Genomic DNA, 25,213 nt, shown 5'->3' with positions numbered 1-25,213 from the left:
TTTTACTAATCTATATAGCTATGCCTTAATATCTGCATAATCTTCCATATCTTCGTACTCTTTTTCCAATTCTTCTAAAGACAGCTCGTATAATTGTCGGTCGCGAATTTTAAACACACCTGCTCCAATTAACTCATCAATTAAATGCCTCTTACGATTTTCAACAGCAAAACGGAGTTGACTACTCATCTTTTAAAAAACTCCTTTCCACGATCATTGAAAATGATAATCTTTATCAATTACCACTTTTGATTATAAAAGATGACTCTTTATAAGTAAAGTAATTTCATGAAATATTTACCTTACAAAGTATTTGTGGCCACATTATATATATGTATGCCGTGCGAAAAATGTTATGACACATTTTCTTATCCTTTTTCTTTCATACTTTGCAAGTTGTCTCACTATGATTAAATTCACCATCTATTTCTACTTGAATGGTGACATGTTCTACATGAAACTTCTCCTTTAATACATCCGTAGCCTCTTTTAATACATTTTGCGTTTCATCACCTTTAATAATCAAATGGCAAGTTAATACTTGAAAATCAGATGTGACAGACCATATGTGCAAATCATGAACTTCTTTTACAACCGTAATATTTAATAATGTACTTTTTACCTCTTCAACATTTATGTGTTGGGGTGCACCTTCCATTAATATATGAACGGTATCACGTGTTACACGCCATCCGCTAATAATGACTAAAATAGACACAAGAATACTAGCAATCGCATCAGCAACAGTCCATCCGAAAAATTTAATAAATAGCGCAGCAATAATCGCTCCGACTGATCCTAATAGATCGCCTAATACGTGTAGGAACGCGCTTCTTAAATTCAAATTCCCCTTCACATCTCCGCCTCTCATTAATATCCAAGCTGATAAAATATTAATAAGCAGACCAAGTACAGCAATAATGAGCATCCCATTACTAGCAATCTCAACTGGCTCTTTAAAACGGCGAATTGCTTCAATAAAAATGTATACTGAAATGACAATAAGAACGACACCGTTACATAATGCCGCTAACATTTCGACTCGCTTATACCCATATGTTTTCGCAGTTGTTGCTGTTTTTTCTCCAAGCTTGAATGCAAGTAAACTTAGCGCTAAGGATACTGCATCACTTAGCATATGCCCCGCGTCAGATAATAGTGCTAAGCTATTCGTTACAAATCCCCCAATAACTTCAGCAATCATAAAGCTTGTCGTTAATAAGAAGGCAATTAATAACGCTTTTTTATTTTTTGAATGACCGTGATCATGTGAATGTCCCATACGAATGCTCCTTTAAGTGCAATATCTGTATGTTAGTATGAAACACATTCCCTATCTTTATCCCCCATTAACTGCCCATAAACGCCCGCTTCCTCTATCTACACACTTCGCTATTTTTCAAACAAGTCCTTTTTCTCAACAAAAAATAAGACTACTTCCTTTTCAGCTTCATATTGTTTACTAATGAAAGAATTTCTAAGGAGGTTACTAAAATGAAACGTTTATTTCTCTGTATGGAGCGTGAACTTGTTGTAGTGAAAGAACAATATGGTCACTTTGAAACAGCGTATCACTTACAAAATATGCAACCTACCTGTATTGCTGTTGATCCATTTCAAAAGAACCGTGTATATTGCGGCACATTTGGACGAGGTTTATGGTTAAGTGACGATGGTGGGGATTCATGGAGACCGATTGGAGATTCATATCGTTACTTTGATTTCCCTAAAGAAGATGGTATTTTACATTCTTGGATTACTTCTATAACGATAAGCTCAAATGAGCAAGTTAACGGCTATGGCGTCGTTTATGTCGGCACAGAACCGAGCGCTTTATTCCGTTCTGAAAATGGTGGTGAAACGTGGACTGAACTTAAAAATATGAAATCATTATTATCTTCTTATACGTGGGCTTTTCCGCCTAGACCTTTCACCCATCACGTACGCTGGATTACAGTTGATCCAAACACCCCAAATACAATCCATGTTTCAATTGAAGCTGGTGCTGTTATTCAAAGTAATGATAGAGGGCATACTTGGATTGATAAAAAATTTGGTGCTCCTATCGATGCTCATCAATTGCTTATGCACCCTGACGCTCCAAATCGCCTTTATGCATCATGTGGTGACGGATTTATGGGCGGACCTGATCGCGCATATCTTGAAAGTTATAACAGTGGAAACAGCTGGATCTCATGCAGTGAAGGACTTGAACATCATTATCTATATAGCATGGCTATCGATCCGGCTGATTGTGATACAATCCTCGTTTCTGCCGCACCGAGTGCTGACCTCGCTCATCATCGTATTCCTTATGAATCTTATATTTATCGTAAAACGAAAGATTCTCCTTTCCAGCAAGTGCAGCAAGGTCTACCATCTGCAATTGGTACAGTCATTTCAATGTTTGCAACAAATCCAGCAGAACCACATACGTTTTACACTTTAAATAACAATGGCATCTTTCAATCCAATGATAGCGGCGAATCGTGGGAACAACTAAACATTCCTTGGAAAGATGAGTATAAAACGCAGCATCCGCATGCGTTACTTGTAGCTAGTTCTTAACGAAAAAAGACTGCCTAACGGTTTTAGGCAGTCTCTCTTCTATTTCTTTAAATCAATTACGATATCATCTAGAACAATATCTTTACTCTTCGCTTCTTTTTTCGGCACTTCAATTTTCTTCTCTTTTCCATTCACATACTCCACTCCACCATGATTTTCAGGTGTATGAACTCGCAAGTGCACACGAGGTGTAACGATAAGCTTTGTGGCATTTTCGTTTAACTTTTGGAATGTAGCACTCCAACTACTTTTATGGGGTTCTGCTACTGTACTACTTCCGCCATTTCCTTCACCAGCATAATGATTTCCTAAATCATCTTTTATTTCTAACTCAACATCCGCACTATCCCATATACTTCGTAATGCCTTAGTTTCTTCTTGATTATAAAAAACGATAAAGGACATCGGGGTTACTTCCATTTTGTCTATATTTACTTTTATTAATTCATTTTCAGAAACCCTATTAACCTTTACTTCTTTACTATCCATTGCTTTTAAACTAAGCGCGAAATTCCAGTTCCCCTTTATTGCATTACCTTCATAATCCAACTCAATTGCCTCTATATCCCACCAAACATTTGCAACATCTAACCTTTCACTACCATGACCACTCATCGTAGTCATACCTACATACTTTCCCTCTCCAACTTTTGTAACGTCCGAACTACCTCCTCCGCCATCAAAGCCCATCACTTGCGGACTTCCAAATGGGAACGGTTTCTCTCCTAAATCTTTTTCGCTTTCAATAGAATATGTGATTGTAATTGTTCTACCATCGAACACAGCATCATTAATTGTAACCTTAACCCCATTACTCTCTCTCATCATATTCAATTCAGTCGAAAATTCTTTATAATTTTCATATAACCCTGTTCTACCATTATCTAAAAATCGGAATATGTCACCTACAATTGGCAATCCCCCGGCATATGTAGGAAACCCGATACCAAGCGTTGCAACTGATAACCCTACTAAAATAGATGCAGCAGCGACACTTTTTTTCCAACTTTTCATCTTTTTCTTCGTACGTATCGATTGTTTTACATTGCGCTTCGCTTTTTCTTTTTCAATTTCAGAAGCCTCAATTTCCTCAAGTTCTTTTTCATCTATATCAATGTCATTTAATAGTTCATAAATGTCTTTCATATTGCACTACCTCCAAAACTAATATTCGTAGCATTTTGTTGTAGTTTCTTTTTTCCACGGTACACACGATTATCGATCGCTGCCCGAGTTAACCCTAACTTATCTCCTATTTCTTCTGTCTTCATACCGAGAAGATATTTCATAATGAACACCTTTTGATCTAACGGTTCTAATTGATTAATAAGCTTCAATAACTCTTCCCTATCTTCCATAACGATTAATTCATCTTCCGCTGACTTTTCCGTACTAATATGAAACTCATCTGAAATAATTTCTACTTTCCTAGTCGCTTTCCGATAATAATCAATCGCCTTAAATTTCGCAATCGCCGCAATCCATTTTTTAAAGTCACTCGGCTCTCCATGAAATTTATTTGCGTTATTCCAAATGGAAAGAAATATATCGTTTACACATTCCTCTATGAGTCCATCATTTTGAACTGGAATAAGAACTTTGTGCGTTATTCCTTTTATGAGTGGTAAGTATGTATCGACAACGAATTCTAGTGCATCTTCTTTTTGCCGTTGTAATCTTTTTATAAAATTTTTCTCATTTGATTTCATGTAGCGATTCCCCTTATTTTTTTGTAAAAGCTTTTACACCCTATATAACGTCTTACAAAATATTTTCTCTCATCTTTTTTTATTTTTTGTATGTTATGGAATACTTTCCCTAAGCCATTGTCTCACATAACTATGTATTACAAGAAAATTTTCTCAAGTCTGCCCTTTAATTCATGTAGTACACTATTTATGTAGTGACTTTTTAACTTGATGTACATTTTATTTCATTAATCTACTATTTTAAATTAGGAGATGAGATGTGTATGTGTGGAATTACAGGTTGGGTCGATTGGAAGGAAGATCTTTCAAAACAACATGTTATTTTAGAAGAGATGGCAAATAGTATTCAGCATCGTGGTCCTGATGCTGAAGGATTTTGGTTTTCACCACGTGCGGCTTTTGCACACCGGCGTTTAATTGTTATTGATCCAGAAGGCGGGACACAGCCGAAGACATTTCGTGCTGGTGATTATACGTATGCTCTTACTTATAATGGAGAAATTTATAATTTCCGTGAACTGAGAGAGCAACTTCGAAAATGTGGTCATGCATTTGAAACGCATTCAGATACAGAAGTGTTACTACATGCTTATTTAGAATGGAAAGAAGATTGCGTACAACATTTAAACGGAATTTTCGCTTTCGCCTTATGGGATGATCAGAAGCAACAGTTGTTTTTAGCACGTGATCATTTAGGCGTAAAGCCACTCTTTTACACTGAAAGAAATGACAGCATTATTTTCGGATCTGAAATTAAAGCATTATTAGCTCATCCATCTGTTCCTGCTGAAATTGATGCAAATGGCATAAGCGAAATATTTGGATTAGGCTTATTTCGAACTCCAGGATGTGGCGTCTTTAAACATATTCAAGAAGTGCGTGCTGGACATTCTATAACGTTTACACGTGATAAAAAAGTAGTTAAGAAGTATTGGAATTTAGAAAGTAAAGTTCATACAGACTGTACTGAAGATACATCATCACATATTTTATCTATTTTACAAGATACAGTAAAAAGACAATTAATTGCCGATGTTCCTCTTGTCTGCATGTTATCGGGCGGGTTAGATTCTAGCGGTATTACTGCACTAGCGGGGAAAGAATTTGCCGCTGAAAATAAAACACTTCATACGTATTCCGTTGACTTTGTAAATAGCGCCAAAGATTTCGAGCTGACATTTGCTCGCACTGGTTTAGACGCCCCTTGGGTAAAACGCGTTTCTGAACATGTAGGGACATCGCATCATGACATTATTGTGAATGCTGAAGAATTAGCAAATCACTTATTCGTTCCTCTCCGTGCAAAAGATTTACCGAGTGCTGGCGAAATGGAAACTTCACTATATTTACTATTTTGCGAAATGAAAAAAGATGCAACTGTAGCTTTATCCGGAGAATCTGCTGATGAAGTATTTGGTGGGTACCCTTGGTTTCATCAAGAGGATTTACTATTTGTCGATAAATTTCCTTGGCTAACAAATTGGAAAAACACTTCCCCTCTTCTACTAAATGAAGTAAGTAACCAATGCAAATTAGAAAACTATATTGATACACGATTCCAAGAAGCGATACTTGAAGTACCTACTCTTGAAGGCGAAAATAAAAAATCCGCGAAACAACGTCAAATGTTTTATTTATTTTTAACGAGATTTCTCCCGTTTTTACTTGACCGTAAAGACCGTATGAGTATGGCTGTAGGATTTGAAGTTCGTGTACCGTTTTGCGACTATAGATTAGTTGAATATTTATGGAACGTTCCTTTCAACATAAAAAGCATTGATAATATTGAAAAAGGTATTTTACGTAGAGCACTGCAACCTGCTTTACCTGACGATGTACGCAATAGAAGAAAAAGTGCTTATCCAACTTCACAAGATCCACATTATTTACAAACAATCCGTCATTTATCACTCGACTTGTGCAGTAATAAAAACAATCCTATTTTCTCACTTATTAATCATTCCACATTACTTGCCATTGCCGATGAAAGTAATAAAGAAATTAACAATTTTGAAGCAAGAAGTGCTATGGAATATATGCTACAAGTAAATGAATGGTTGAAAACGTATCATATTCATATTGCTTAACAAAAAGGAGTTCAAGGATAAAAACCTTGAACTCCTTTTATATTAATTAGCACATTGTTTATTTTCAGTATCAATAGACCACCCAATAATTGTGGCACAATCTCTACCTTTCCACTGCAGTACATTTGTTAATACTGGCTCAATCTGTAAGCAACTTCCGTCGTGCAATATTTCTACTAAAGATTGATCATCATCAAATTTTCGTTTATCACACTCTAAAATACCGTCCGTTGCCATGACGATGTGATTCATTCCTTTTTCTAATCCCCTTACACCTGACGTAAAACAAGGTGTATTTGCTGCGAAAATATTTTTCCTACCGATATATTCGTAATTCTTCCGTTTATTTAACCGCCCTTTACTATTCTTCGTTTTCTCAGAATGGAATAAATATGCGAAGCAATCACCAACTGATAGCCAATATAAAAATTCACCTTTTCGTAAACAAATTAAGCATGCAAGTTCCTCATCATCTTGATCACATTTTTCAATAAACAGCTCATCTGTAAATAACGCTAATAAGTACATATGTGTATGATGAAAAGCTAAATGTATTGGGTATGAGAATAGCTCTTTTAGTTTCTCTTTTCTTTCTGAAATCGCTTCTATTATATAATTTATATTTTTTGTTTTGTGGTGTGTATCAAAAATCATAACAAATTCAAATTGTAATTCAGGATCCCACCAAGCAAGCACCGCATCTCCTCTTTCATATGCATCACTTTCTTGATTTCCCCCATATACGCCGACTGAAAGAGGACCACATTTTTCAACATGTATTTCATCTACATACATCTGTTCATGACTCATCCATTTGAATGTATTCACAGCTATCATCCTCTCTCCTGCTAAATGTATACCTTTACACATAGATTACCTTATATTTCAATAAAAATAAACTTTTTCAACATTTTCCATCCAAATAAAAGGATTTTATTTCTATTCTCACGAATATATCTTACTATGCGATATAAAAATAGGGGGATTTATCATTATGAAAGACATCAATCAACATTGGGAAAGTATTTATTATCACTTACGATATGAATATGAAGACAACCTTTCCCACCAAGCCATTCGTATTTTACAAATCGTTTCTCGTGAGAAAGATATAACAATTGGAAAAGTGGCTACTGAGCTTAGTCTCTCTCATAACACAGCGTCTGAACACGTAAAGCGCCTTATTCAAAAAGGATTTATCATGAAAGAAAGAAATAAACAAGATGAAAGGGTCGTAAACCTTACTTTAACGAAAGACGGCATTGAAGTATTAGAAAAGCATACTTTACTAGATAAAGAAAAGATAAAAATATTAGAATCACAGTTATCAAAAGAAGAACAACAATTAATTGAAAAAGCCTTTTCGTTATTAGCGAAGGAGGCACAATATGCATTTCCTCGTTAAAGTAATCGTTTCGGCACTTATTATCGGTGTGATTACTGAAGTCGCCAAACATTATAGTACGGTAGGCGGCTTTATTGCTGCCCTTCCACTCGTTAGTTTACTAAGCCTATTTTGGATTTCTTTCGAAGGTGGGAACAAACAAGAATTAAGTCAATTTGCTATAGGCGTATTATACGGATTTCCTGCATCCGCACTACTATTATTTATCGTCTATATTGGGTTGAAAAATTCGTTTTCACTTAGTGCATCTGTCCTACTCGGAATTGGGGTTTGGTGTATCGTTTTTGCTTGTCAAAAATTATTTCAAGCTTAGTTAGGAGGGTTTACTATTTATAAATTTGTAGAGGTACTGGGGCAAACTATAGAAGTATATATAAAAGGAAGTAGTAAACAAACGGTAGTTATTCAGACCGGAATGTGTTGCTCATTTTATGATTGGCTCCCTATTATAGAAAAACTTTCACAACATTTTACAGTCATTTCATACCATCGCCCAGGTTACGGAAAAAGTGAACTAGGAGATTATTCGCGTACTACAAGACAAGCGACAAACGAACTTCATATGTTACTACATAAACTTGCTATTCAGGAACCTATCATTCTAATCGGTCATTCCTATGGAGGCTTATGTGCACAACATTTTGCGATGTTACATGAAGATAAGCTGCAAGCACTTATTTTAGTTGATTCTACTTCTATGAACTTACACCGATTAGATGAACTTCATTTACCAATTTCTGACCAAACGGATTCGGATAATATGTGGTTTCAAAAATATATTACATACTCCAAAATGGATATAGATATGCTTTATAATGAACTAAAACCTATACTCGTTGATCAACCAAGACAGTACATTGAATTTTCTACCTCTCCTCTATTATATAAAGCGACAGCTTCTGAACTATGTGCGTGGAAAAATTGTGCTCGCTTAATAAAAGAGTTATATAAAACATTAGAAACACCTTTAATCGTTATCGGTAGAGACCCTCAATATTCTATTACTCAGTTGACTGAGGATGGCATGCCAAAAGAGGAAGCCACACAACTAGAAGCAATGTGGCAAGAACTGATTCATGAACAACTACAACTCTCAATAAATAGTCAATATATACTTGCCGAACATGCTGGTCACGGAATAGAAAATGATCGACCAGATATTATTATTGAAGCAATTCACCCCTTGCAAATAAAAAAAGGAAGCAACTAACGCTGCTTCCTTACTTATCTATTCATAATCTTCTTCATCATCGATTTCTTCATAATACGAATTCCCATTACTTACATATATAGGGCCATTCGCAACGTCAATACGTAATACCCATGCCCACGGCACAGCTAAACGCTTATGTATCGCTCGCCAAAAGCTCATTGATTTTCTTTCGTACTCCTGGAACTCCTGAAGTAACTCTTTGTAGGAGGAACCGTCTAACTGAATATTTGCTTCTAACAAACGAGAATGGGCATAGTACTGCAGCTCTAGTTCAGCAGCAATTTCCATTTCTTCTTCCGTTGCCATACCAATAATTGCTCCATCTGCTGGTACAATTTCAAATACGTTCTGAACTTCAATAAGCCCTTCTTTCTCTTTCTCAAACATGTAAACAGCCTCCTTTAACACAAATTTTTTATGTTACAAAGTCATACTTCTACAATAACTTCTCCCTTTCCTCTTTTTTTGATAAACTTTTACAAATTATTTATCTGATAATCTGTAGACTGTATTCTTTCAGCAGAACTGAAACAATTATTATCAAAAGTTAATTTATACACGTCAGGCATATGAAGGATTTTCCAAAACTGAAAATCATATTTCGAATCAAAATAATTCATTAGTAATACCATAATATTCCCATGAGTACCTATTACAATATTCTTACCTTTATATTTTTTTAATATACTTTGCATACATATTATAGCGCGTCTTTGTGCTACATCATTTGATTCTCCGCCTTCGTATGCATAATTCCAATCTCCCCACACTTTCTCCATAGCATCATCAAAATCCTGTACCGGCTCTGTACTTAATAACATTTCACGTAAATCTTCTTCTATTTGTATCGATATATTATATGTATTCGCGATTCCTTGCACAGTTTGAATTGCTCTTTTGTACGGGCTAGAGATCACAACATCGATATGTTTACCTTTTAACAAGCGTGTTACATTCTCTGCATCGCAATGCCCTTTTTCAGATAACGGCCGTTCCCGTTCTTGTTTTGTATATGTAGAGTGGGCATGGCGAACGAAATATATTGTCGTCATTTTTCAACTTCCTTTCTTATTTTCAATCTATATTCAATGAAACAAATAAGAAATCCTGTATTATAAAAAGAAAAGGACACTTTCTAAAAAGCGTCCTTGTTTACATAATAAAATTATTCCATTATAATTTCCTTCTAAACTCTTCATCTGTTATAGCATCTTGAATAAAATAATCTATATTATTTCTTAGCTTTTGATATGCAACTTGATCTTCTATACCATTAAACATAATTACAACTTCTACCTTATTCCCCTTCTTATCTGTACTATACAAACTTTTTGTCAATACGAATGCGGTAGATCCACCTTTTTGACCAGCAAATTCTAACTTACTATTATCAACTGTTCCTTTGAAAATATTCTCGATTTCTTCTTGCATTGATTTTGGAAAATACTTTCTACTATTTATCTTTTCCATTATACTCATATAATCTTTAGCGTTTGCACCCACTAATCGATCTGACCAAATTCGCTGAAATTCCATATCTACTTTTAATGGGATATCCCGTTTTTTCCATTCTTCTTCATCTTTCATCCATTCATGAATTTGTAACACATGTTTATTATACTCATCCTTTGACATGTTACGTATCATTTCTAATGATTGATTTTCTGGCTCATGAAGCTCTTTTTCTACATACCCTCTCATATATAGTGCAGCAGTATACGAAGAGAATTTGTCATGACTAGTAAGCTCTAATTCTTTTATACTTTCATTTACCCTTTCTATTCCAAGCTTATCTAACAAATATGTTGTATTTGCATTAGAACTATAATGAATCATCCCTTTAGCGACTTCTTCTAAGGCGATTTGTCCATTTTTCACTAATTCTCTCGCTTTGGCATCTTCTAACCAGTCAGGATGCGCTCCACCATCAGTGTTTTTAACGTAATATTTTTCTAACTCCTGCAATGAAATTTGTTCATCACGGCTTATCTTTCCTTCTGACACTTGCTTAGCAAATTCAACTGCTATTACGATTTTTGCCGTACTCGCTAATGGCAATTTTACATTTTCATTTATAGATGTTAATATTTTCCCATTTTTTCTAATTAGTAATGAACATGTTTTATCATCTTTATGTTCTTTTATGTACTTTAATACGTAATCAGGATCTTCTTTTGACAAATAGTACTTCATAATAACAAAGAAAGCTATAACCGCTACTATAATGACTCCTGCAACAATTCCTATAATCTTTAATATGTTCACAATATGCCCCCTCTATAAATCCCCTTCTATATAATATATTATAGCGAATCAAAATACAAAATTATACAAAATAGAGTAACTCTTCCTAAAAAATGAAAGAGTTACTCTATTTCACATGATGTTATTTGTCCATTTAACGTAACAACTATATTTGAGTCGTCACTTTCTTTAACGCTATTTAGTCGATTTGAGTTAGGAGGACCAATTACAACTGACTCCTTAATTGGCGAAAGATCCTTTCCTAATTTTTCTGCACTTACACCATATGCAGCTTGAAATACTTCTGGCGGTGTTAATCTAAGTATGTCTGATCCTTCTGCTGTTTCAAACTGATCGTTATTGAAAAACAAATGTAATTGTACTTCTTCTGTTATCGCTGTAATCCAATGCCACCATCCCATTGGAATAAAGACAGTTTGCCCCGCCTTTATATGATAATTTTGCAATTGATTCGTTTCGGGATTTAAAATGGATGTAACTGCTTCTCCTGATACAACAACATCTAATTCCCACGCATTCGGATGCCAATGCGGTTCCCGCATATGCCCTTTTGTCATAAATAAATCAACAAACGCTCCTCCTATCATCGCTGGTAACTGTGTTGACGTAACTTCATATGCAACGTTTTTATCATCCCTTTTAAAAAAGACATTTTTTCTCGAATCAAAGAAAAGGTTTGGAGTTCCTGAACTTTTCTTTAAATTTTTATTATCTGGAACATAACCTGAACTACTCATTTTATCCCTCTTTTCCACTCCGAACATTTCTACTTTCACACTGTATCCTATGGAAAAAATGTATGAATGTGCCTATCATTCACATAACAAAAAAACATGCCTTCATGATGAGAGCATGTTTTGTGATATTCTTCACATTGTTTAGTTAAAAAATAAACTTTTTACTTGCCATGATGTAACATTAAATCACTAAGTTCTTCTTCAATGTGATTTAATTTCGCAACGCCTTCTTTCCATTTATGAATATAACGTGAAACCCCGACAATAAATAAACCAATAATTGTAGAAAGAATAATACCATATACGATTGTTACAGTACTCATAGTTACACTTCCTTATAATTAGTAATGTTGTTAGTAGTTATATTTTTATTATAAACCTTTTTCTTTTAAAATACTTCGATTTCAACTTTTTGTAACAAAATTGATTTTTCTAATATTTCGTTCGTAAAAATGGCATATTTTTCACAAATTATACAAAACTTCACCATATGTACTATTACCATATGAGTTATATTGTTAAATAGGATAAAGTGAAATTTTAATCAGTATGGGGGATCTATCCCACACTGATTATTAGCCCGCACCAACCGGGCTTTTACGGACCGTTACTGTGGGATAAAGGGGATGATATACTATGACGACTTGGTTTATTGTAATGTTAATTGTATTTGGGGCATTTAAAATTATCGTTTCTAGCCTTCCCAACTCTGTTATTGAATCCATTATTAGCAAGTACGAGACACATCCACAACTTGAAGAAGAGAATGTGACTGTTACAATTAATGGAAACAACTTAGAAGGCGAACAAAAATCCAAAATTATTCATGATTTTAACGAAGGTTTATTTTTAGATCGCTATTACGCACCACCACACAATGAGGGCACGCCTTTAATTATCAATGAAAAACGTGGTAAAAAAGATTTTATCTTTTACATTTATAGTCATGAAGAGCATGTTGATGTTGTAAAGCAACATAAAAAGAAGGTAGTTGCTTATAGTTTACGCTCTAAAAACCTTCAAAATAATGATATGTTCGTGTCAGCTGATTTAGCTTAATACTCATATATTAGAAAAAGGAATCCATATATACGGATTCCTTTTTACTATTCACTGAAAAATAAGCTCTGTCTTCAAACTATCTTTCGGTAACAACCATCCTTTTTGTTCTAATCTCTTCATTAATAATTCTCTTTGTTTTGTTGCAATACTTTCCTCATTTGTTTTAAACGACACTTCTATTACGAAATCATCTTCTATTTTCCCTGTATTACTTAGTGGCCAAACTTCAATATTCGTTTTTATATTTTCAAACTCCCCTGTATACCTTTTCATTAATACAGGACCGTAAATACGAGAGTTCTTGAGCATTTCTTCTCCCCAATTCGTATACGACCATTTGTTCATTTTCCCTGGCAACTTTTCTATTAACATGTTTTGAGCGGCTCGTTCGTTCGGTAAATCAAGTACTCCATACCCTTTAGCACTGTAGGTTTTCTTATTTGAAATACTTAACGTTTTCTTCTCAAATCCCCAATCTATTTCCGCCTCATAGTTATCGGTTTTACTATCAAATCCATCCTTTTTAGCCACTTCTAGTGCATCTTGAATTACACCATTTTGAATAGGATATCTTTTTTTATATGTTAGCTCAAAATCTTTACTAAATTCTTTCTTTCGAATTCTCGCAAACCACCCTTCATTATTTAAATTTTTATTTGCTGTATCTAAAAATTGCACTTGTATTCTTTCATAATTTGTACCAGCCTGAAAATGTTCTAATATCTCTTGGTTCATTTCTTTGTTGTAACCTAATACTTGTTCTGGCTTTAATAATAACTTCACTTCAAAACTAGGTGTCATTGGACTGGCAGCAAACCCTTCCTTAACGTTATAAAGGAAACAACAAAATAAAATGCTTACGAATACAAATACTTTTTTCATATACCTATCTCCTTTGCATTTTAAATGACTTCTATACGTTCCATAGTAAGTGAATACACATTTTCATACCCTGCCGTGCTAAGCTTTTTCTGTAATCGATCCGTATCCCCTTTCAAAGCATGTACTAACACCGTATGTTCTGGTAATAATGTATTTAACATCTCTTTCACATCTCTTATACTTTGGTGAACTTTATATGGAACTCGCTTCACCCTACATTCTTTACCTACACGTTCTTTCAAAACTTTGTCTGCAAAACTCCCTTTAGCAATATGTCCAGTAAATATAATGGAATGTCGTTCTTCATATCGCAGTTGTTCATAATATAACTGCGCTCGTTTCGTTTGCATATTCGCATCACTCATTATAACTATTCCATAACTATTTTGCGTACCGATGTCATGATCCATAACGATTATGTTTCTTTTTAAACTCTCCAGGATCCGTTCAAGTTCTTCATTATTTTTGAGCCAATCTTTATATACGAACATTTCTTGGAATCCATCCAAAATTTCTTGATCTACTATAATGGGAAGTTCTTTATACTTTTCATATAAATACAATACGATATCTTGCGCTCTACCAAGCGGTGGCAATGGCAATAATGCTATTCCTTTCTTTTGCGCAACTCGTTCAATTTCTGTACACAGTTCATTTATTCGTTCATGTTGCGAAACATCATCAGTATGATAAGCGGCATCTACGATTGCGACTTTTATATCGCCGCGCAACTTCTCAGGTAAATTAGCTCGTAGTATGTTAGACTCTGCTGAATAATCGCCAGAATAAAATACATATGTATGACTCATGTCCACTAAAAACCAAACAGCCCCCAATACATGCCCACTATACCCCCATTGAAAACGCAATGTAGGTGTAATCTGTATCCATTCATTCGGATTACTAATCTCATCAATATATACATAATTTAAATCTTTAACATTTTGGTCGTTATAAGGTACATTCCATCCTTGCGTCAAATTATAGTTTCTCCATTTTTCATAATAAGCGGGAAGTTGCTCCTTCGTATAACGAGTCGTCCAAATTTTTTTCTTATATCCATACTTCGCTAATAAAGGTAAGCCCATCGTATGATCTTCATGAATATGTGATAAAAATACTGCATCTAAAAACGGTACAACTTCCCTATCTATTTTTGGATAACTATCCTCATATGATCGATTAATACCACAATCAAATACTATTTTCGTCTCTTTATTTTTTACGAAGTAGCAGGAACGACCGTATTCTCCCGCTCCTCCCCATACTTCTATCCTCATCATGCTACCCCTTTTCGTTTTTGCTCCATATGTTGCAGAAGTAATAAACATATTGTTGTAAGTCCAACGGAAACGACAGCCATTGCCATGCCAATAGATACTTCTCCTTGTTCAAACTGAGCAAAAATAAATGTTGCTGACGTTTCTACTGATGGAGGTAATACGAGAAGCGATGCTACTAATTCTCTTATCGAGATTGTAAATGTCATCGCCCATCCAGCAAGAATTCCCGGGATAATAAGAGGTAATATTATTTTTCTAAAAATATAAATATAATTTCCAGAAAAAATACTTCCTGCCTGTACAAGAGAATCATCAATTTGCCCAAGCGATGCTTTTACATACTGCACCGTATAAGGTAAAAAAAGAACGACGTACGTTACGATAACCATAACTGGTGTATTGTAAATTGACAGGGGCATATAGGGTGAATTCCAGAATAAAATAAGCCCTACAACCATCACGATTCCTGGTACCATATTCGGTAACATACCGCACATATCAAGCCATTTTTCAGAAGACTTTTCGCCCTTTCGGATCATAAGTGCCAAAAATACTCCAATCATAGCAGCAATAATCGCTGTTATAAGTGAAAAAAGAAAACTGTTCCATAAAGCTTCTAATCCTGGAGAGCCAATTGTAAATAATGCTTCATAATGGCTCGTTGTAAAGTTATTTACCTGTAAGCCGTCGCCTCTTAATTTCGATAATGAAGCAATCAGTATAGAAAAATACGGGATTCCAATTGATACGATTAATAAACCAATTACATAAACCCATGCTACAATGCGCGTAAATATAGACAATGTATACCTTTTAGATTTCACACCTTTTCCACTAACCATTGCATATGAGTACTTTCGATTCAAAACATTTTGCATATACCAAATGAGCATACATGCACTAAGTAATAAAGAAGATAATGCTGTTGCACTACTAAAATCAATCGGCCAACTTGAGATAAATTTATGAATCTCTGATGTTAACACATGAAATCCTATTCTTCGTCCGAATGTAGCCGGTGTTCCAAATTCAGCAATCGTCTTTACGAAAATGAGTAAAGCACCCATTACATAACTTGAAACTAATAATGGCAATATTATTTTTCTTAAACGGTAGAAAAAGCCTCCACCATGAACTGCTGCAGCTTCTTCTTTACTACTCCCAATTTGAAGTAACGTATTTTTCAACATGAAGTAAAGGAATGGGAATAAATGCAGACTCATAATTAAAACCATGCCGCCTAAACTAAAAAACGAAGATGAAATCGTCTTTAGCATCGGAAAAAACTGTTCGAAATAGCCGTTCGGTTGCATGAACAAAATCCAGCCCATCGATCCAATATACGGCGGTGTCATAAATGGAATCATAAAAATAATATCCAACTTACTATACTTTCCAACATCTGTTTTACTCATAATGAACGCTAATGGAAATGCAAATATAGTTGCTCCTATTACTACGAGTACACCTAAAAGCATCGAGTTTAGAAAAATCCCCGCTAATCCACCACTCTGCATCACTTCAAAAGGCTTTAAAAAATTCCAACTACTATTTTCGTATACACTAGAAAATAAAATGAGGAAAAGCGGAATGACGATTAACATCGCCACAAGCAACAACGCTACCGTCATTCCAACTTGTCTTACTGATACGAATCGATTTACCATGTAATCACCATCTTATTGAAATACTTTCTTAAATTGTTTTCCGATTTCATCTTGTTCTTTCTCAACTGTTTTCCAATCAATATGTAATACCGGAATCTCTTCTACATTCGGTCTATTTTCAGCTTTTATATCTGTTCTGCCTGGTAATAAGTACGCTTTAGCAACTTGTTTTTGCACATCATCTGATAATAAATAATCAATAAACTCTTTTGCACCTTCTACATTTTTACTATCCTTCATAATCCCTGCTGCACGTGGGCTAATAACTGTTCCGCTTTTTGGATAAACAATATCAACCCGTTCACCCTTTGCTTTTGCACTGTACGTCATATAATCAACACCAGCAATGACCATGTCTTTCGCACCTGTTACTACTGGATCTAACGCTTCTTGATTTGCCCCCGATACTGTAACTTCATTTTTCTTAAGTTGTTCAAATAAATTCCATCCATCTTTTCCATGCTTTTTCACATAACCTGTTACAAAGTCTAAAGCTGAACCTGATAGTGCTGGATCCGGAAGATTCACTTTTCCTTTCCATTCCCCTTTTGTTATATCGCTCCAATCTTCAGGCGCTGTCTTCACATTTTTTGTGTTATACACAATTCCTAATGCTGAAGCACTATATCCAAAATAATGTCCTTTATCATCCGACCATTCAGAACGAAGCTTATCAGCTTGTTTCGCTTCTTTATAAGCTAACGTTTGTCCATCCTTTTTTAATCCTTCCATCGATGGTAATGATGCAAGTACGACTACATCAACGACTGGATTTTTCTTTTCAGCTTCCATTCTCGCTAAAATCTTACCTGTTGTTCCTTGAAACATTTCTACTTTTATACCTGTTTTCTTTTCAAAATCCTTTTGAATCTTTTCTGCTAATCCTTTTGGTCCTGCACTATATACAACAATTTTCTTTTCATTCGTAGTTTTACTTTTTGCATCTACATTGCCTGTCTTTGAACTACACCCTGTTACTACAGCCGAAAATAATAAAGTACATACAAATAAAGACTTAAGCGAACTGAATTTCTTCATACGATTCTCCCCCTATATGATGAATACATTTTTTTGGCACATATAACGATACTGGTTTACCGATGCTTAATTTACTATTGTGATAAACTGTCCATATTCCAAGTGCACCCATGTTTACTTTCATTTCATATCGTTCTCCTACATATGTAACGTGCTGAATTTCACCTGTATACATTTCACACACTTCATTTTTCGTCCAGCTCACATGCTCTGGACGAATCATTTGTTTACCCTCTACAAGCCAATTTGCTTTACCAACAAATTTTGCAACAAATTCATGAGACGGCTTCACATAAATATCTTCTGGCGTTCCTTTTTGTAATACTTCTCCTTGTTTCATGACAATAATTTGATCTGACATTGACATAGCTTCCGTCTGATCGTGAGTGACATACAATGCCGTTAAACCAATAGAATGAACGATATCCATAAGCTCTAAGCGCATTTCTTCACGCAAAATTGCATCGAGTGCACTAAGCGGTTCATCAAACAAAATAAAATGAGGTTTTGTTACAATCGCTCTAGCAAATGCAACACGTTGCTGCTGTCCACCAGAAAGTTCGTGTGGATATCTTTTCTCCATACCTTGCAGACGAACTCGCTTTATCGCATCTTCTACCTTTTCTCGTAAGTGATTCGTTTGCTTTGTAGCCCTTAATCCAAATGCAACATTTTCAAATACAGTCATATGCGGCCATAAAGCAAAATCTTGAAATACCATACCGATATTACGTTCATGAGGAGATGTTTTTATTTTTTTCGCACCAGAATACATGCACTTATCTCCAAAATATATTTCACCTTTATCTGGCTCTTCAAGTCCTGCAATCATTCTAAGTAAAGTCGTTTTCCCGCATCCCGAAGGTCCTAAAAGTGTGGTGAATTCACCTTGTTTCATGACAATTTGTAACGGTTTTAACGCCTGCGTTTTTCCAAACTTCTTTTCTAATCCATGAATTTTAATATCCATCGTTTCACCTCTCTCCCCTCACTCTTAACCTGCTTTCATTCTATCTGGAAGATTTATACTGAATGTTAATGTACTGTAAAGATTAAATTAAAAAACTTCTAATAAACTATTTATTTCTATAGATTTTTTCTATAGTTAAAATAAAAAAGGCGGGCAATTCATAATGAATCTCTTAAAATTAGAAATTGTAGTGCTTATTAGGAAATATAAAAAACTTACACTTGTTGCAGAAAAACTTGGTGTTAAACAACCTACTATTACATTCCATATAAAAAGCTTAGAAGAGGAACTCGGTGTACCTTTATTTGAATTACGATCCGGGAGATATTTCTTAACGGAGGCTGGTGAGGCATTGCATCATTATGCTTGTAAAATAGATGCACTTATGAAAGAAGCTAGGCGGGTCACGCAAGAGTTTAAAGATTTTCATAAAGGCGCTATAACAATTGGCGCTAGTTATGTACCAGCGACTTATCTTTTACCAGAAATTATTCACCAATTTCAATGCGAATTTCCAAATATAAAAATAACACTCATGGTAAAAACAGCTCCTGAAATTCGAACGATGCTACAAAATCATGAAATTGACCTCGGGGTAATTTCTGCAGCACCGTTTGATGAATCCCTTTTAAAACAGACAAATGTAATGCCTGATACACTTGTTCTTGCTTTCTCCAAAGAACATCATTTTTCAAAAAAAGAAAATGTATCACTACAAGATATCGAAAAGGAACGTATATTATTGCATCGTAATCCATCTACAACGAGAGATTTACTTACAAAATGGACGTTAGCTCATAACATTACGTTCCAATCTGAAATTGAATTAGATTCATTAGAAACGATGAAACAAATTTTAAAATATGGTAATGGCATTGCTTTTATTTCTAAACTCGCTATCGAACAAGAAATACAACGAAATGAACTACGCTACATACCCATCCCTGGATTTGAATTTCAACGTAACATTTATACGATTCATCATGAGGACAGATGGAATTCTAAAATTATTTCTTTTTTACTACATAGCATCACTTCTTATGCCGCAAAAAATTAAAAGGCTGTCGTTATACACGACAGCCTTTCAAACTATAACTCTATTTATTTTTCTTCGCTTCAATTTTTGCTTGCGCCTCTTCAGCCTTATCTAATGCTTCTGAAACTTTCTTCTCTTTTTCTTTCACGTCATCTATACTATCGACCGCTTTAATCAGTTTATCAATTCCCTCTTCTTCTACCTTTCTCCGCTTTGCCACTCTTTCATTTACTTTCTTTTCCACATCTTTTGCTTTTTGAAGCATATTCTCTGCATTTGATGTTACAGCTGTTTCAAGTGCATCGTCTTTTTTCATTTGCAACACTTCATTTGCAATGTCTTTTGCTTCTAAATACTTACCATCTTTTAATGCTGTTGCTCCGTGATCCATTTTCTCGGCCATTTCTTTATATGATTTTGCTTCATTTCCTGACTTTTCTTTTTCCGCTTTTTCAAACCACATCGTTGCATCACTATATTTTTCATCTTTCAACGATTGCATACCTGTTTCTATATATGTGTCATAATTACTACATCCAGCCATTACGACTAACAGAAAAAGCATAACAAAACTTAATTTTTTCATGATGTTTTCCCCTTTTCTTTGCCTGCTCACTATACTGTAACATACATGAAAAAGAGTTTCAAAAACTAAAATACTAATTTGGTCATTTTTATAATGATAAGTCGAATTTTTATTATTTTCTTATTTTTAAGCCGACACACCTACTTGTTTTTTCCCCATATGTTGCTTTACTCCAACTAATACAACTAACAATAAACCTCCGCCTATCGTCATCATAACAATGCTAGTTGGTAACATATCTAATAATAATCCATATACAATCATACCGAGTGGTGCGATTGCAGTAGCAATTGTTTCAAGTAGGCCAAACACACGCCCTAAGTAGCTCGGATCTGTCGTTTTTTGCATATGTACTTGCATCGGAATATTTACAATCATAATTGCTATACCCGTTAACATCATAAAAGCAATATAGTAAATAAAACTTGCCCCTTTTGAAATGGTAACTACCAATGGGAAGACTGTACATAAACTTAAACCCGCAAACAAAAACAGCCCAGTATAAATAGAACGAAACGGATTATTCACTTCTTTACGCACCGATAAAGCAATCGCACCCATTAGCATCCCGACTGCTAACATTCCCTCTACGATACCGAGTTGCTTTGAAGATAAATGCAATGTATGGACGATAATGTATGGAAGTGCAACGGTTAGCCCACACGCAAAAAAGTTTACCCACAATGCTATTTTCATTAAACCATATATTTCATGCTGTCGTTTTACATATGAAAACCCTTCTTTTATACTCGTCAAGAAATCCTCTTTACTCTCAGCCACTTCTTTTTTATATAAATCAAATACAATAAATAATTGCAAAATAACTGCTAAAAAGAACGTAACACTATTTAACAAAAAAAACGACTTAATTGAAAAGAAACCAAATACAACTCCACCAATAATTGGCCCTAAAATATTTGATAAAGAAGCTGCCGTTTGATTTAAAGCACTCGCTTTTTGAATACGCCCCGCATCTACTAAATTAGGAATAGACGAAGTTAATGCAACAGAATAAAAACTTGCACAAATTGATAATAATGCTGCTGAAATATAGATAAAAAGAAGTGAAGGTCCAAATATAGTAGCAAGAATAAACATAATAAGCATCGTTACACTACTTAATAAATCCGTGCCAATGACAAGCCATTTTCGATTCACACGATCAGCTACAGCACCTGCAATCGGACCACAGATCATCCTTGGTAGTGATCCGCAAACGAGCGTAATAGCAAACCCCATCCCTGAACCAGTTGTCTTTAATACGTATAACCCCATTGCGAATGTATAAATACCTGCCCCTAATAAAGACGTCATCTTTCCAATCATCATCAAAATAATATTTCTCGTTGCAACTTTCATTCTTGTATCATGTTGTCCTATACTTATATCTCCCATAATGACTTTCTCCCCTTAAAAGTTAAATTGTGTTAAACTTATTATATAATCAACTTTCCAATTTTTACAACAAAAAGTTAAATACAATTTAACTTTTTAATGATAAAGGAGCAATAATATGGCAACTCTCGGCGAAAAAATTAAGGCATTACGAAAAGAAAAAAAACTTACACAAACAGAGCTGGCAGGTTCGGAACTGACAAAAAGTATGCTTAGTCAAATTGAAAACGGAAAAGCTACACCTTCCATGAAAACATTACAATATATTGCTGAAAAACTTGAATATGAAACGAGCTTTTTATTAGAGGAAGACGATGATGAAATTGTAGAACTCATTACAAAAATGGAGCAACTCATAAAGGAAAATAAATGTGATGAAGTATATGAAACTCTACTACCGATTGTTCAAAAAGAGCTATCTTCTACTATAAATACGGCTCGTTTATATAAACAGTTCCTAACAGGAGCAGCTATTATGAACGATTATAATATTGAATCTTACGTTGAAACCGCTGTTTCTATATTTGAAAAATATACTTTATATCGAGAAAGCACTGAAACGAAACTACTGTTTTACTATATGCTCTACAAACGGAAAAAATATAAAGAATGTTTACAGTTGATTACCAAAATTCGCGATGAATATAAAACGAAGAATTTAGAAATGGATCTTATTACACATATACAATTATATTTAAAAGAAGCAATTATTTTACTCGCATATGGCAATTATGAAAAATGTGAAAAAGTCATTTTAGATGCACTTGCATTTTCAAAAAAACACCAAGTGTATTATAAAACAGATGAATTTTACCGTATTTTATCTTATCAAAAAATCATTACAACTGATAAAGAAAGATATTTATATTACATAAAAAAATCTGAGCAATTTGCCATTTTTACAGAAGATACTTTATCCGCTGCAAATATACATATATTAAAAGCTTATTACTACAATACCGTTACGAATGAATATACAATTGCATTAGAACATTTAGAACAATTCCGAGAAAAACTAAAAGATGTACCAATTTTTCAAGACGATGGACTGTATTATATTGAAAAAGGAAAATCTTTGTATGGCTTAAAACGTTATAAGGACGCTTTGGAAACATTAAAACATGCTACTATACCAGATTATATGAGTCATCCACTTGATCAATCGTGGTTATTAACGGCTGGATCTTATCGTGCTCTTTGCTATATAGAACTTCAAGATAAAACAGCTGCACTCAAAGAAGCAAAAGAAGCAGTTCAAGCGATAGATAGCTATCCTGATTCCATCTTCTCTTCATTTATTAAAGGAACATTACAAATAATACAAAAACTTTAAGAATGTCTCGAAATGGTATATTATTCCTCTTTTTTAGCAAAGATAATAATGATGGGAGGAATATAAATGAATATTCAACGTGCAAAAGAGCTTTCTGTGTCAGCGGAGCAAGCTAATGTCAGTTTTCAAGGCATGCCTGTTACGATTCAACACGTCGACGAAAGCAATGAAACCGCCCGCATATATGAAGTTAAAAACCCAGGACGCGAATTAACAGTTCCAGTTAATAGCTTAGAGGAAATATAAAAAATGCCACTTCGACTTTTGAAGTGGCATTTTTCATCCTTTAGATTACTTATTATAAATTTCTTCTATCTTCTATTTTACATGGGATGAAAAAATAAGAATTTTCTACTTCTTTTCTTTTTGTGACCTGCTAGAATACAAACTATGGATTAATTATTTGTACTATACATTAAGGGGGAAAGACAATGAAATCTGATTTAGAAAAAAACAAACCTTATTATGCAGTTATATTCACTTCTAGTTTATCAAATGATACAACAGATTATAGTACCGTTGCCGAAACAATGGAGGAACTTGCGAAACAGCAACCTGGATTTTTAGGTGTAGAAAGTGCACGAGATAATTCGGGCCTCGGCATTACAATTTCTTATTGGGAATCACTTGAAGCAATTGAAAATTGGAAAAAGAACGCCTTACATAAAGAAGCGAAAAAAAGAGGCCGTGAGCAATGGTATGAAAACTTCCACCTGCGTATTTGCCTTGTTGAGAAAGAATTTAAGTTTCATAGAGGTACATTGTAACGATGGAGAAAAAATTAGCTCTCGTTGCTGTTCATGAAATTTATGGTGTGAACGACCATATGCATCACGTTACCCACCACTTCACTTCATCTCATATAGATGTATTCTGTCCTAATCTTCTACAATCGCAACATGCATTTCATTATAGTGATGAAGAAAAAGCATATCAACATTTTGTAAATAATATTGGATTTGATGATGGAAAAGAACAAATTAAAGAATTCATCAATACTCTTTCAAGTAATTATTCACATATTGGACTTATCGGCTTTAGTGTTGGCGCTACCATCTCATGGCTATGCAGTAACAATCCGAAAATAGATTTTATTATCGGATGTTACGGTTCCCGTATACGTGACTATATTCATATAAAACCTACATGCGCTACCTTACTTATTTTCCCTGAAAAAGAAGTTAGTTTTTCAGTATCCTCTTTCATTCAAACATTGCAGCAACAAAAAAATCCTTTATTAGAAATAAAACAACTACACGGTGAACATGGTTTTTTAAATCCGTACACTGAAAAATATAGAGCGAACTCTACAAAGCAGGCATACAATGTAATAGATGCATTTCTTGCAAAAACAATCTTATAAAGGAAATCCAAATAACGCTTACATTACTCTTACTTCTTTTCATATTCATTGCCTTTTTCGCAGCGCTAACTATCATTTTTATAACTGTAAAAAAAGGGGAGTTTTTCAAACGCCCCCACTTACAATCTATTATCGTTTGCATTTTATTTTTTACAAATTGGATCTTATATTCAACAACTTTTTATACGTTACCTCCCGAGAAAGTTAGCGAATTCATATTCTTGCCCATTTGGTTTCTCCTTTGTATTTTAGGATTTATCGTTTTCTGGCGCGAATGGAGAAATAATCGTGTGTTCTCCATATGTATCTGTTTTCTTTCCGTTATTAGTTTTCTATTTGAGTTATTGTTGTTAGTTCTTTCGGGGATGTAATAGAAAAAGGAAGAAAAGCCAACTTTCAACTTTTCTTCCTTCTATGTTTACCTTTAGCTTTCACTGTCACTGATTCACAAGGTGTATAATATATTTGAGGTGTCGCCTTATCAACAAACATCATAAACGTAATGAAGCCGATAATAAAGAAAATAAACAACGTTAACAAAATTGCTCCTATCGTTAAAAGTATCATAACACCACCCCTATATCTTTCATGTTATTACACCTTTCGCTATTATA

Annotated in this window: 31 protein-coding genes; 12 read left to right on the top strand and 19 right to left on the bottom strand. The window is 34.4% G+C overall.

Going from position 1 to position 25,213, the window contains the following annotated elements:
- Positions 1 to 18: 18 nt before the first annotated feature.
- Complete coding sequence (gene fbpA, locus NHG49_RS09050) at positions 19 to 189, bottom strand: Fur-regulated basic protein FbpA (protein WP_088048484.1); 171 nt, start codon at positions 187 to 189, stop codon at positions 19 to 21.
- A 193-nt stretch (positions 190 to 382) separates the two neighbouring features.
- Positions 383 to 1,282, bottom strand: a complete 900-nt coding sequence (locus tag NHG49_RS09045; protein WP_064476501.1) for a cation diffusion facilitator family transporter — start codon at positions 1,280 to 1,282, stop codon at positions 383 to 385.
- A 212-nt stretch (positions 1,283 to 1,494) separates the two neighbouring features.
- Between NHG49_RS09045 and NHG49_RS09040 the strand changes: the two genes are divergently transcribed.
- A complete protein-coding gene (locus NHG49_RS09040; protein ID WP_088048483.1) occupies positions 1,495 to 2,568 on the top strand; it encodes a WD40/YVTN/BNR-like repeat-containing protein in 1,074 nt (357 codons plus the stop codon).
- A gap of 39 nt (positions 2,569 to 2,607) precedes the next feature.
- Here NHG49_RS09040 and NHG49_RS09035 read toward each other — a convergent pair whose 3' ends face one another.
- A complete protein-coding gene (locus NHG49_RS09035) occupies positions 2,608 to 3,714 on the bottom strand; it encodes a DUF4179 domain-containing protein (protein WP_222660949.1) in 1,107 nt (368 codons plus the stop codon).
- A complete protein-coding gene (locus NHG49_RS09030; protein ID WP_098103325.1) occupies positions 3,711 to 4,277 on the bottom strand; it encodes a sigma-70 family RNA polymerase sigma factor in 567 nt (188 codons plus the stop codon). The genes NHG49_RS09035 and NHG49_RS09030 overlap by 4 nt, the downstream gene beginning before the upstream one ends.
- A gap of 263 nt (positions 4,278 to 4,540) precedes the next feature.
- Between NHG49_RS09030 and asnB the strand changes: the two genes are divergently transcribed.
- Entirely contained in the window at positions 4,541 to 6,364 is a 1,824-nt protein-coding gene (gene asnB, locus NHG49_RS09025; protein WP_064476505.1) for an asparagine synthase (glutamine-hydrolyzing), read from the top strand.
- Between the two features lie 42 nt (positions 6,365 to 6,406).
- Here asnB and NHG49_RS09020 read toward each other — a convergent pair whose 3' ends face one another.
- Positions 6,407 to 7,234 carry a PP2C family serine/threonine-protein phosphatase gene (locus tag NHG49_RS09020; protein WP_064476506.1) on the bottom strand — a complete coding sequence of 276 codons (828 nt, stop codon included), beginning with the start codon at positions 7,232 to 7,234 and terminating at the stop codon, positions 6,407 to 6,409.
- Between the two features lie 124 nt (positions 7,235 to 7,358).
- On the opposite strand from NHG49_RS09020, the gene NHG49_RS09015 reads away from it, so the two are divergent.
- Genes NHG49_RS09015 through NHG49_RS09005 form a run of 3 tightly spaced genes read left to right on the top strand, consistent with a single transcriptional unit; the run spans position 7,359 to position 8,979 of the window.
- Positions 7,359 to 7,769 (top strand): MarR family winged helix-turn-helix transcriptional regulator, encoded by a 411-nt coding sequence (locus NHG49_RS09015; RefSeq protein ID WP_064476507.1) that lies wholly within the window; start codon positions 7,359 to 7,361, stop codon positions 7,767 to 7,769.
- Positions 7,753 to 8,082 carry a DUF3147 family protein gene (locus NHG49_RS09010; RefSeq protein WP_103655426.1) on the top strand — a complete coding sequence of 110 codons (330 nt, stop codon included), beginning with the start codon at positions 7,753 to 7,755 and terminating at the stop codon, positions 8,080 to 8,082. The genes NHG49_RS09015 and NHG49_RS09010 overlap by 17 nt, the downstream gene beginning before the upstream one ends.
- A gap of 36 nt (positions 8,083 to 8,118) precedes the next feature.
- Positions 8,119 to 8,979, top strand: a complete 861-nt coding sequence (locus tag NHG49_RS09005) for an alpha/beta fold hydrolase (protein WP_149174132.1) — start codon at positions 8,119 to 8,121, stop codon at positions 8,977 to 8,979.
- 18 nt (positions 8,980 to 8,997) lie between these two features.
- Here the strand turns inward: NHG49_RS09005 and NHG49_RS09000 are convergent, their stop codons facing one another.
- The 6 genes from NHG49_RS09000 to NHG49_RS08975 all read right to left on the bottom strand — a co-directional run bounded on the left by NHG49_RS09000 (position 8,998) and on the right by NHG49_RS08975 (position 12,489).
- A complete protein-coding gene (locus NHG49_RS09000; protein WP_046959012.1) occupies positions 8,998 to 9,369 on the bottom strand; it encodes a hypothetical protein in 372 nt (123 codons plus the stop codon).
- 89 nt (positions 9,370 to 9,458) lie between these two features.
- Positions 9,459 to 10,034 (bottom strand): histidine phosphatase family protein, encoded by a 576-nt coding sequence (locus tag NHG49_RS08995; RefSeq protein ID WP_222655002.1) that lies wholly within the window; start codon positions 10,032 to 10,034, stop codon positions 9,459 to 9,461.
- A gap of 121 nt (positions 10,035 to 10,155) precedes the next feature.
- Positions 10,156 to 11,247, bottom strand: a complete 1,092-nt coding sequence (locus tag NHG49_RS08990; protein WP_098103331.1) for a serine hydrolase — start codon at positions 11,245 to 11,247, stop codon at positions 10,156 to 10,158.
- 101 nt (positions 11,248 to 11,348) lie between these two features.
- The gene (locus tag NHG49_RS08985; RefSeq protein WP_064476512.1) at positions 11,349 to 11,984 is read right to left on the bottom strand and encodes a cupin domain-containing protein; all 636 of its coding nucleotides are present in this window, start codon (positions 11,982 to 11,984) and stop codon (positions 11,349 to 11,351) included.
- A gap of 161 nt (positions 11,985 to 12,145) precedes the next feature.
- Positions 12,146 to 12,307, bottom strand: coding sequence for a hypothetical protein (locus NHG49_RS08980; RefSeq protein WP_061680580.1), 162 nt, complete (start codon positions 12,305 to 12,307; stop codon positions 12,146 to 12,148).
- A 65-nt stretch (positions 12,308 to 12,372) separates the two neighbouring features.
- The gene (locus NHG49_RS08975; protein ID WP_002011946.1) at positions 12,373 to 12,489 is read right to left on the bottom strand and encodes a hypothetical protein; all 117 of its coding nucleotides are present in this window, start codon (positions 12,487 to 12,489) and stop codon (positions 12,373 to 12,375) included.
- Positions 12,490 to 12,620: 131 nt separating this feature from the next.
- Between NHG49_RS08975 and NHG49_RS08970 the strand changes: the two genes are divergently transcribed.
- Positions 12,621 to 13,043: a YfmQ family protein gene (locus NHG49_RS08970; RefSeq protein ID WP_064476513.1), complete on the top strand. Its 423-nt coding sequence runs from the start codon at positions 12,621 to 12,623 to the stop codon at positions 13,041 to 13,043.
- A 51-nt stretch (positions 13,044 to 13,094) separates the two neighbouring features.
- Here the strand turns inward: NHG49_RS08970 and NHG49_RS08965 are convergent, their stop codons facing one another.
- Genes NHG49_RS08965 through NHG49_RS08945 form a run of 5 tightly spaced genes read right to left on the bottom strand, consistent with a single transcriptional unit; the run spans position 13,095 to position 18,886 of the window.
- The gene (locus NHG49_RS08965; RefSeq protein WP_064476514.1) at positions 13,095 to 13,928 is read right to left on the bottom strand and encodes a hypothetical protein; all 834 of its coding nucleotides are present in this window, start codon (positions 13,926 to 13,928) and stop codon (positions 13,095 to 13,097) included.
- 20 nt (positions 13,929 to 13,948) lie between these two features.
- Complete coding sequence (locus NHG49_RS08960; protein WP_142315092.1) at positions 13,949 to 15,211, bottom strand: MBL fold metallo-hydrolase; 1,263 nt, start codon at positions 15,209 to 15,211, stop codon at positions 13,949 to 13,951.
- A complete protein-coding gene (locus NHG49_RS08955) occupies positions 15,208 to 16,878 on the bottom strand; it encodes an ABC transporter permease (RefSeq protein WP_098111811.1) in 1,671 nt (556 codons plus the stop codon). The genes NHG49_RS08960 and NHG49_RS08955 overlap by 4 nt, the downstream gene beginning before the upstream one ends.
- 12 nt (positions 16,879 to 16,890) lie before the next feature.
- Complete coding sequence (locus tag NHG49_RS08950) at positions 16,891 to 17,916, bottom strand: ABC transporter substrate-binding protein (RefSeq protein ID WP_222655005.1); 1,026 nt, start codon at positions 17,914 to 17,916, stop codon at positions 16,891 to 16,893.
- On the bottom strand, positions 17,894 to 18,886 hold the full coding sequence (locus tag NHG49_RS08945; protein ID WP_064476518.1) for an ABC transporter ATP-binding protein: 993 nt from the start codon (positions 18,884 to 18,886) through the stop codon (positions 17,894 to 17,896). Before NHG49_RS08945 ends, NHG49_RS08950 begins: the two co-directional genes overlap by 23 nt.
- Positions 18,887 to 19,049: 163 nt before the next feature.
- On the opposite strand from NHG49_RS08945, the gene NHG49_RS08940 reads away from it, so the two are divergent.
- Positions 19,050 to 19,943, top strand: coding sequence for a LysR family transcriptional regulator (locus NHG49_RS08940; RefSeq protein ID WP_098111814.1), 894 nt, complete (start codon positions 19,050 to 19,052; stop codon positions 19,941 to 19,943).
- A gap of 40 nt (positions 19,944 to 19,983) precedes the next feature.
- Here NHG49_RS08940 and NHG49_RS08935 read toward each other — a convergent pair whose 3' ends face one another.
- Together NHG49_RS08935 and NHG49_RS08930 are read right to left on the bottom strand one after the other, a co-directional pair.
- Positions 19,984 to 20,508: a COG3014 family protein gene (locus tag NHG49_RS08935; RefSeq protein WP_000736432.1), complete on the bottom strand. Its 525-nt coding sequence runs from the start codon at positions 20,506 to 20,508 to the stop codon at positions 19,984 to 19,986.
- Positions 20,509 to 20,634: 126 nt separating this feature from the next.
- Positions 20,635 to 21,903 (bottom strand): MFS transporter, encoded by a 1,269-nt coding sequence (locus NHG49_RS08930; protein ID WP_098111815.1) that lies wholly within the window; start codon positions 21,901 to 21,903, stop codon positions 20,635 to 20,637.
- A gap of 118 nt (positions 21,904 to 22,021) precedes the next feature.
- Here NHG49_RS08930 and NHG49_RS08925 point away from each other — a divergent pair, with 118 nt between their 5' ends.
- From NHG49_RS08925 to NHG49_RS08905, 5 genes are all read left to right on the top strand, one after another.
- Positions 22,022 to 23,236: a helix-turn-helix domain-containing protein gene (locus tag NHG49_RS08925; protein WP_258125832.1), complete on the top strand. Its 1,215-nt coding sequence runs from the start codon at positions 22,022 to 22,024 to the stop codon at positions 23,234 to 23,236.
- A 66-nt stretch (positions 23,237 to 23,302) separates the two neighbouring features.
- Positions 23,303 to 23,482 carry an H-type small acid-soluble spore protein gene (locus NHG49_RS08920; protein ID WP_001025744.1) on the top strand — a complete coding sequence of 60 codons (180 nt, stop codon included), beginning with the start codon at positions 23,303 to 23,305 and terminating at the stop codon, positions 23,480 to 23,482.
- A 185-nt stretch (positions 23,483 to 23,667) separates the two neighbouring features.
- Entirely contained in the window at positions 23,668 to 24,003 is a 336-nt protein-coding gene (locus NHG49_RS08915; protein ID WP_064476522.1) for an antibiotic biosynthesis monooxygenase family protein, read from the top strand.
- Positions 24,004 to 24,005: 2 nt separating this feature from the next.
- Complete coding sequence (locus tag NHG49_RS08910; RefSeq protein ID WP_103655421.1) at positions 24,006 to 24,599, top strand: dienelactone hydrolase family protein; 594 nt, start codon at positions 24,006 to 24,008, stop codon at positions 24,597 to 24,599.
- An 11-nt stretch (positions 24,600 to 24,610) separates the two neighbouring features.
- Positions 24,611 to 24,970: a hypothetical protein gene (locus NHG49_RS08905; protein ID WP_081257380.1), complete on the top strand. Its 360-nt coding sequence runs from the start codon at positions 24,611 to 24,613 to the stop codon at positions 24,968 to 24,970.
- Between the two features lie 25 nt (positions 24,971 to 24,995).
- Here the strand turns inward: NHG49_RS08905 and NHG49_RS08900 are convergent, their stop codons facing one another.
- Positions 24,996 to 25,166, bottom strand: a complete 171-nt coding sequence (locus NHG49_RS08900) for a DUF3951 domain-containing protein (RefSeq protein ID WP_064476524.1) — start codon at positions 25,164 to 25,166, stop codon at positions 24,996 to 24,998.
- Positions 25,167 to 25,213: the final 47 nt, after the last annotated feature.

It is taken from the genome of Bacillus sp. IBL03825 (assembly GCF_024712505.1).
GTDB classification, from domain to species: Bacteria; Bacillota; Bacilli; order Bacillales; family Bacillaceae_G; genus Bacillus_A; species Bacillus_A wiedmannii.
The sequence above is the reverse complement of the archived record's forward strand: the minus strand, read 5'-3'. Positions and strand labels throughout refer to the sequence as shown.

Coding starts and splice junctions, on each gene's coding strand:
- NHG49_RS09010 (WP_103655426.1), top strand. CDS start 7,753: ATGCATTTCCTCGTTAAAGTAATCGTTTCGGCACTTATTATCGGTGTG.
- NHG49_RS08950 (WP_222655005.1), bottom strand. CDS start 17,916: ATGAAGAAATTCAGTTCGCTTAAGTCTTTATTTGTATGTACTTTATTA.
- NHG49_RS08985 (WP_064476512.1), bottom strand. CDS start 11,984: ATGAGTAGTTCAGGTTATGTTCCAGATAATAAAAATTTAAAGAAAAGT.
- NHG49_RS08900 (WP_064476524.1), bottom strand. CDS start 25,166: ATGATACTTTTAACGATAGGAGCAATTTTGTTAACGTTGTTTATTTTC.
- fbpA (WP_088048484.1), bottom strand. CDS start 189: ATGAGTAGTCAACTCCGTTTTGCTGTTGAAAATCGTAAGAGGCATTTA.
- NHG49_RS08915 (WP_064476522.1), top strand. CDS start 23,668: ATGAAATCTGATTTAGAAAAAAACAAACCTTATTATGCAGTTATATTC.
- NHG49_RS08975 (WP_002011946.1), bottom strand. CDS start 12,489: ATGGTAATAGTACATATGGTGAAGTTTTGTATAATTTGTGAAAAATAT.
- NHG49_RS09000 (WP_046959012.1), bottom strand. CDS start 9,369: ATGTTTGAGAAAGAGAAAGAAGGGCTTATTGAAGTTCAGAACGTATTT.
- NHG49_RS08945 (WP_064476518.1), bottom strand. CDS start 18,886: ATGGATATTAAAATTCATGGATTAGAAAAGAAGTTTGGAAAAACGCAG.
- NHG49_RS08935 (WP_000736432.1), bottom strand. CDS start 20,508: ATGAAAAAATTAAGTTTTGTTATGCTTTTTCTGTTAGTCGTAATGGCT.
- NHG49_RS08925 (WP_258125832.1), top strand. CDS start 22,022: ATGGCAACTCTCGGCGAAAAAATTAAGGCATTACGAAAAGAAAAAAAA.
- NHG49_RS08980 (WP_061680580.1), bottom strand. CDS start 12,307: ATGAGTACTGTAACAATCGTATATGGTATTATTCTTTCTACAATTATT.
- NHG49_RS08970 (WP_064476513.1), top strand. CDS start 12,621: ATGACGACTTGGTTTATTGTAATGTTAATTGTATTTGGGGCATTTAAA.
- NHG49_RS08940 (WP_098111814.1), top strand. CDS start 19,050: ATGAATCTCTTAAAATTAGAAATTGTAGTGCTTATTAGGAAATATAAA.
- asnB (WP_064476505.1), top strand. CDS start 4,541: ATGTGTGGAATTACAGGTTGGGTCGATTGGAAGGAAGATCTTTCAAAA.
- NHG49_RS09020 (WP_064476506.1), bottom strand. CDS start 7,234: ATGTGTAAAGGTATACATTTAGCAGGAGAGAGGATGATAGCTGTGAAT.
- NHG49_RS08960 (WP_142315092.1), bottom strand. CDS start 15,211: ATGATGAGGATAGAAGTATGGGGAGGAGCGGGAGAATACGGTCGTTCC.
- NHG49_RS08965 (WP_064476514.1), bottom strand. CDS start 13,928: ATGAAAAAAGTATTTGTATTCGTAAGCATTTTATTTTGTTGTTTCCTT.
- NHG49_RS09015 (WP_064476507.1), top strand. CDS start 7,359: ATGAAAGACATCAATCAACATTGGGAAAGTATTTATTATCACTTACGA.
- NHG49_RS09040 (WP_088048483.1), top strand. CDS start 1,495: ATGAAACGTTTATTTCTCTGTATGGAGCGTGAACTTGTTGTAGTGAAA.
- NHG49_RS08995 (WP_222655002.1), bottom strand. CDS start 10,034: ATGACGACAATATATTTCGTTCGCCATGCCCACTCTACATATACAAAA.
- NHG49_RS09035 (WP_222660949.1), bottom strand. CDS start 3,714: ATGAAAGACATTTATGAACTATTAAATGACATTGATATAGATGAAAAA.
- NHG49_RS08955 (WP_098111811.1), bottom strand. CDS start 16,878: ATGGTAAATCGATTCGTATCAGTAAGACAAGTTGGAATGACGGTAGCG.
- NHG49_RS08930 (WP_098111815.1), bottom strand. CDS start 21,903: ATGGGAGATATAAGTATAGGACAACATGATACAAGAATGAAAGTTGCA.
- NHG49_RS08920 (WP_001025744.1), top strand. CDS start 23,303: ATGAATATTCAACGTGCAAAAGAGCTTTCTGTGTCAGCGGAGCAAGCT.
- NHG49_RS09030 (WP_098103325.1), bottom strand. CDS start 4,277: ATGAAATCAAATGAGAAAAATTTTATAAAAAGATTACAACGGCAAAAA.
- NHG49_RS08910 (WP_103655421.1), top strand. CDS start 24,006: ATGGAGAAAAAATTAGCTCTCGTTGCTGTTCATGAAATTTATGGTGTG.
- NHG49_RS09045 (WP_064476501.1), bottom strand. CDS start 1,282: ATGGGACATTCACATGATCACGGTCATTCAAAAAATAAAAAAGCGTTA.